Source organism: Saccharospirillum sp., assembly GCF_040881935.1.
Taxonomy (GTDB): domain Bacteria; phylum Pseudomonadota; class Gammaproteobacteria; order Pseudomonadales; family Natronospirillaceae; genus Saccharospirillum.
The window spans coordinates 1-5663 of sequence record NZ_JBBECH010000021.1 but is presented as its reverse complement, the minus strand read 5'-3'; the positions used below and the strand labels follow the sequence as shown (position 1 = coordinate 5663).

Here is a 5663-nt window from a genome sequence, read left to right as displayed (position 1 = left end):
GTCCATGTCGTTCATCTCCATGGGGCGGAACTGGCTGTAGTCGATGTGCCGGTCATCTCCCCAAACCGCATCAATAAACTGATAGCGCCCGGAGTTATGGGTGTAAAACTTATACCGGATCGGATTCTCGGTGTGGTAATTCTGGTGATATTCCTCGGCATCGTAGAACGCCTCAAAGGGCTCGATTGCGATGATGACCGGCTTTTCATAACGGTCTTCTTCCATCAGCGCCTGTTTCGCCGCGTTCGCCAGTGCCTGCTGTTCCGGGTTGTGGTAGAAAATGCCCGGGCGATACTGCGCGCCCCGGTCCACAAACTGACCATTGGCATCGGTCGGGTCCATCATCCGCCACAGGCCTTGCAGCAGCCCTTCGTAGGTGATCACGTCCGGGTCGTAGTAAACCTGAACCGCCTCGGTGTGGCCGGTGCGACCACCGGATACCGCTTCATAGCTCGGGTTCATTTCCGAACCACCGGTGTAACCGGATACCGCCTCGGCAACACCGGGCAGCGCCTCGAAACCGGCCTCAACACACCAGAAGCATCCGCCCGCAAAGGTCGCGACTTCAAGCGAAGGGTCGGTCGGGGCGTACTGGCTGGTTGGGTTGGCATGGTTGCTGGCCACCACCTGTACACCGGCGAAGGTAACTGCGATCAGCAAGCCTGAATAGAGTAAAGACCGTTTCATACTGTGTACCTCATTAGTCTTGATCGGGAAAAGGGGGTCTTCTTCCACGAGAGACAGTCTGCCGGCAAAGGTTCACAGGAAAGTCTGCTATTTATAACAAAAGTATCACGAATCGTAATTTTTGCTTGAATGGGCCATAACAGTAGCTGCCAGCGGCAAGCGGACCACGAACTCAGCACCCTGTTCGCTGTGGTTAAACGCGCTGATGCTGCCCTGTTGCAGCTCCATGATGCGCCTGGCAATGGCGAGCCCGAGCCCGGCATGGGCCGAGCTGCGTTCGGATGGCCCGCGGTGAAACGCATCGAAAATAAACGGCAGGTCTTCCGGGGCGATACCGGGGCCGGTGTCGTGCACCGTCACCGTCACTTGCTCTTCAGTCTGTGCGAGCGTCAGCTCAATGCGCCCGTTTTCGGGGGTATGGTCCATGGCGTTGCTGATCAGGTTATCCAGCACGCGCTCGGTCATGCCGAGGTCGGCATAGGCCTGGGGTAATGCCAGGTCACCCTCAACGGACAGCGTAAGATTCCGGCTGTTCGCCGCAGATAAATGCTTCTGCACCACATCGTGAATCAGCTCCGGCAGCGAGAACGGCTCTGGCGCTGGCTGTTTTTCCTGGGCTTCCAGGGCCGCCAGCTCAAACAGTTCATCGACCAGTCGACCAAGCCTTCGAGATTCGTTCAGGGCGATGGTTAGAAAACGCGTCTGCTCTTCATCGCTCAGGCTATCGCGCTTGATCAGCAGGCTTTCGACATACCCCTGTAACGACGCCAGCGGCGTGCGCAGGTCGTGCGACACCTGGGCCACCAACTGACGCCGCAAGGCATCCTTCTCCTGCAGCTGTTCCAGTTGCAGGGTGATGCGGGTCGACATGCGCTCGAACGTCGAGGCGAGGGTGTCTATTTCATCACCGGCCGGGTTCGGTAGCCGGGAAGTGTCGGATGCCAACTGGTTCTGGAAGTGATCAAGCCGGTCCGCCAGGCGCCTTAGCCTGCGCGTAAGCAGATGAAACACCGCCAGCCCTGCCAGCAAACCGATGCCCAGGCTCACCGCTACGGCCCAGGCACTGATGATGAAAAACTGGCTCTCCCGCGCCATCAGTTCGGCGGAATCATACTCCTCGCCGCGCAGTACCACGTAGAGGTAACCTTCAACGTCGTCGGCCGAGGGCACCGGCGTCACCGAGAATACTTTTTGCCGGTCGTGGCTGCGCGGGTCGTCACCCAGTAGGGGGTAGGCATCAGGGTCTGACAGCAGCCGGCGAATCGGGGCCATGGAGACGCTGTTGCGTTTGATCTTATCGGGGTCTGCCGAGTACGACAGAATGTTGCCTTCGGTATCGATCAGGTAGATTTCGATGCTGGGGTTGATCGACATGTACAACGAAAAGAGGTTATCCAGCTCATCAAAATTCAGTTCGCCGTTATTGACCAGGTTCTGGTCTAAAACCAGGTTCATTGCCAGGTTGCGGTTCAGTTCCTGGTTGACTGATGCCTGGTAGCTGCGCAGGGCAAATAGACTGATGGTGGCGTACACCAGCCCCACGGCCACCAGCAAGACAAAGAGGCCGAGCGAGAGACGGGCATAGAGGCTGCGTAACATCATGAAGGGTCTACTCATTCCCGGAACCGATAGCCGACACCCCAGACGGTCTGAATGTAGTGCGGGTGGGTGAGGTCCTGTTCGATTTTGCCGCGTAACCGGTTGATGTGCGTATTCACGGTGTGTTCGTAGCCTTCGTGGTTGTACCCCCACACCGCATCCAGCAATTGCAGGCGGCTGAACACCTGGCCCGGGTGGCTGGCGAAATGCATCAGCAAGTCGAACTCACGCGCGGTCAGTTCCACCTCGGCTTCGGCAATCCAGACGCGACGTTTGGAAGGGTCGAGCCGAAGCTGATCGTAAACCACGATGTCGCTGGCCGGTTCTTTGGCCGGTTGCGAGAGCGCATCGACCCGCCGGAACAGGGCTTTCACCCGAGCGGTCAGCTCGGCCACGCTGAACGGCTTGGTCAGGTAATCATCGGCGCCCATTTCCAGCCCCAGCACCCGATCCAGCTCCGAACTGCGCGCGGTCAGCATCAGTACCGGTGTGTAGCCAGGCAGGGTGCGGATTTCCCGGCACACCGAGAGGCCATCCAACCCCGGCAGCATCAGATCCAGTATCACCAGATCAATGCCGCCCTCGCGGAAGCGGGCAAGCCCAGTATCGCCACGAGGCTCAATCAGCACGGTGCAATCCAGATCCTCAAGATGCATGCGCACCAGCTCGGCGATGTCCGGGGTGTCTTCCAGAATGAGTACGGTGCGTTTCATGGTGGCCTGTTGGGGTTACGTTAATTGATCATGGCGTATGGTGAACCATAGCATGTGCTGCAGGTGTCGGCATGGTGGTACTTATTTGGACGCTAACGCCTTACCCAGCAGGAGGCCAGAGACCCCTGGGCGACAGGAAGCAAAACAAACCACAGACCCCAAACAACTGTTCTTATTGCGCTATGAAGAGCAACTGTAATGCGACCACCCACCGGCCTCAAAAAACTGAGATGGCTTAAGCCGATAGTACTTTTCCTCAACCGCTATCGACTGCTCAGCGTACGGCTGGGTCATAACATCCTGCAGTTCCTGAACCAGCGAGTAGTCGCCCAGCATCGCTTGCTGATACGCAGGCACGACAAACCACTCTCGCATCGTGTATTTCGGGTTGGCGAGTTTCATTTTTCGGGCGATGTCTTCACGGGAACGGGGTGACGCATCATCAGTGCTGCTGTTGATGAGTGAATGCCATTGGGCGAGCCATTCCGACCAGCGCTTGTCCATTGCTTCGGGGTCCGTCGCATACATCGATCTCGCGGAAGATGCGGCATTGTCTGAGTTTTTGTAGAAGCTTTTCCTGAGGGGCGTAATGTCGTCAGGTACCGACGACAGTTCGCGGAAGAACAGGGTGTAGTCAACCGGGGTTTGCGCCATCAGTGATACCAGCGCTTTGAACAAGGGCTCGTTGAAGGCTGTTAGCCCAAGTTTGGCGGCACACATCTGTTCCAGTTCGGCTTGCATAACCGCTGAAAAATCACGGTGAATCTCGATGAGTTGTTTCAGGCTGCTCTGATCCGACACCAGCAGTGGCTGCAAAGCTGAGCAAAACGAATGGAAGTTGCGCTCCGCAGCGGCGGGCTGGTTCAGGAATGAGAAGTGATGACCGCCTCCCGTCCATGGCTGGAACGTCGGGTCAAAGGCATCGCAGAAACCGAAGGGGCCGTAGTCGAGCGTGAAACCGCCAGCGGCACAGTTGTCGCTGTTGAAGTTGCCCTGGCAGTAGCCAACCCGTATCCAGTTGGCGACAAGTGACGTAAGCCGGGCGCGGAACAGGCGCGCCAGCACTACGATCTTTTCGGTCGTGCTTAGGCTAGGGTCGATCTCGCCGGCGTATTCACGGTCGATCAGGTGCAACACTAGCTGTTCGAGTTCTTCCATCGCGTGTGGGTGTTCATTCTTGCGAGCGCGACGACTGAACAGTTCAAGCTGGCCAACCCGAATAAAGGAGGGCGCCACACGTGTGGAAATAGCGACCGGGTCGAGCACCAGTATGTCCGGGTTCTCGGAGCGTGAACCTTCAGAATACCAGGGCCGCCGGACTTTCTCTGATTTGGATACGTACAAACTCAGCGATCGTGATGTGGGGACCCCGAGCGCATGCATATGTTCCTGCGCCAGAAACTCCCGAACGCTCGAGCGCAACACAGCGCGGCCATCGGCACCGCGGCAATAGGGCGTTCGCCCGCCGCCTTTCAGCTGCATTTCCCAGCGCTTGCCGTTGGCCTTGGCCTCCAATATGGAGACGGCGCGACCATCGCCGTAACCGTTGCCGGTCTGGAACGGGCACTGCTGGTAGTATTCGGTGCCGTAGATCGACAGTGCATAGCCAGTCGCCCAGCCCACCTTACGCAACGGCTCCGGTACCTGTGTCAGGTCCCCTGAGAACATGGCCATAAAGTCGGCCGATTGGGCCAGGCTGTCGTCGAAGCCGAGCTCGCGGAATAACGTTTTGCTGTGCGCGACGTACTCGGGGTGTTCAATGGGCGTTGGAGTCACGGGTACATAGTGGCCCGAGAACACTTGCCGTGGCGCGTGATCGGCTCCATCTGCTTTTGCATCCGGGTCGCGGTTGAGCGTGTCCATGAACGAGTAGTTCGCCAGTGCGGCGAGTTCGTCGAGCGTGGTTACCCTGGCGGCCCCTGATTGGTTGCCGGCATTCACGGCCGCTTCGGGCGCAATGCCTGGTGCGTCAGGTGTGTAGTCGTTTGAATCATTGGTCGGCATGGCAAAGCGCCTCTGAACTTGAATAAACCGGACAAACCTTTGGGAACTTTGCCCTTGAGAAGAACGCAGCAGTTTAATGGGCTAACAACGGTGATATGGGTTTGGTCGCGGGTGCTTACAACCCTTGGCAGGATGTTTCCGTTAATAGGTTGGCATGGTGTCGTCCACTTGCTTCGTCCAGGCGTCAACGCCACCGGTCAGGTTAATCACCCGGGTGAACCCTTGCTGTTCCAGATACATCGCGACCTGCATGCTACGCACGCCGTGGTGGCAGATACAGACGACCGGCTGCTCCGCTTTCAGTTCAGATAGCTTGTCCGGAACGGTGTTCATGGGCATCGCCAGCGACTCCTCGATATGACAGGTCTCGAATTCCCAGGGTTCACGTACGTCTAGCAGAACAGGCTTGTGGCGACCCGCATCGTCGAGCCATGAGGCCAGTTCCCGTGCTGTTAAGCTTTGCATTGTTAAAAGCCCTCTTTGTGTATGGAATGTGACAACTGCCAGCCTTAGAGGACTAACCGTGGCAGCGTTTTTCCGGAATATCGACGGTGAGAACAATAGCATCATTCATGGAAGTCATGTTGCGGTGGCTGTTTAAAAACGGGTCTTCCACTGTTCGAGTGGGAAACTAGCATTTTCCCGGTGCCTTCCATATCC

At 57.4% G+C, this 5663-nt stretch carries 5 protein-coding genes; all 5 read right to left on the bottom strand.

What is annotated here, in order from left to right; genetic code table 11:
• Window positions 1–687 (bottom strand): peptide-methionine (S)-S-oxide reductase MsrA (gene msrA / locus WEB54_RS03015; protein WP_368053172.1); only part of this gene is annotated, 687 nt, incomplete at its 3' end.
• A 105-nt stretch (window positions 688–792) separates the two neighbouring features.
• Window positions 793–2304, bottom strand: coding sequence for an ATP-binding protein (locus tag WEB54_RS03010; protein ID WP_368053171.1), 1512 nt, complete (start codon window positions 2302–2304; stop codon window positions 793–795).
• On the bottom strand, window positions 2301–2999 hold the full coding sequence (locus WEB54_RS03005) for a response regulator transcription factor (RefSeq protein ID WP_368053170.1): 699 nt from the start codon (window positions 2997–2999) through the stop codon (window positions 2301–2303). Before WEB54_RS03005 ends, WEB54_RS03010 begins: the two co-directional genes overlap by 4 nt.
• Before the next feature lie 180 nt (window positions 3000–3179).
• Entirely contained in the window at window positions 3180–5003 is a 1824-nt protein-coding gene (locus WEB54_RS03000; protein WP_368053169.1) for a YdiU family protein, read from the bottom strand.
• Window positions 5004–5144: 141 nt separating this feature from the next.
• Window positions 5145–5468, bottom strand: a complete 324-nt coding sequence (locus tag WEB54_RS02995; protein ID WP_368053168.1) for a rhodanese-like domain-containing protein — start codon at window positions 5466–5468, stop codon at window positions 5145–5147.
• Window positions 5469–5663 lie beyond the last annotated feature (195 nt).

Bases quoted from the DNA above. Each gene is read 5' to 3' on its own strand.
- WEB54_RS03010 (WP_368053171.1), bottom strand. From the start codon at position 2,304: ATGAGTAGACCCTTCATGATGTTACGCAGCCTCTATGCCCGTCTCTCG.
- WEB54_RS03005 (WP_368053170.1), bottom strand. From the start codon at position 2,999: ATGAAACGCACCGTACTCATTCTGGAAGACACCCCGGACATCGCCGAG.
- WEB54_RS03000 (WP_368053169.1), bottom strand. From the start codon at position 5,003: ATGCCGACCAATGATTCAAACGACTACACACCTGACGCACCAGGCATT.
- WEB54_RS02995 (WP_368053168.1), bottom strand. From the start codon at position 5,468: ATGCAAAGCTTAACAGCACGGGAACTGGCCTCATGGCTCGACGATGCG.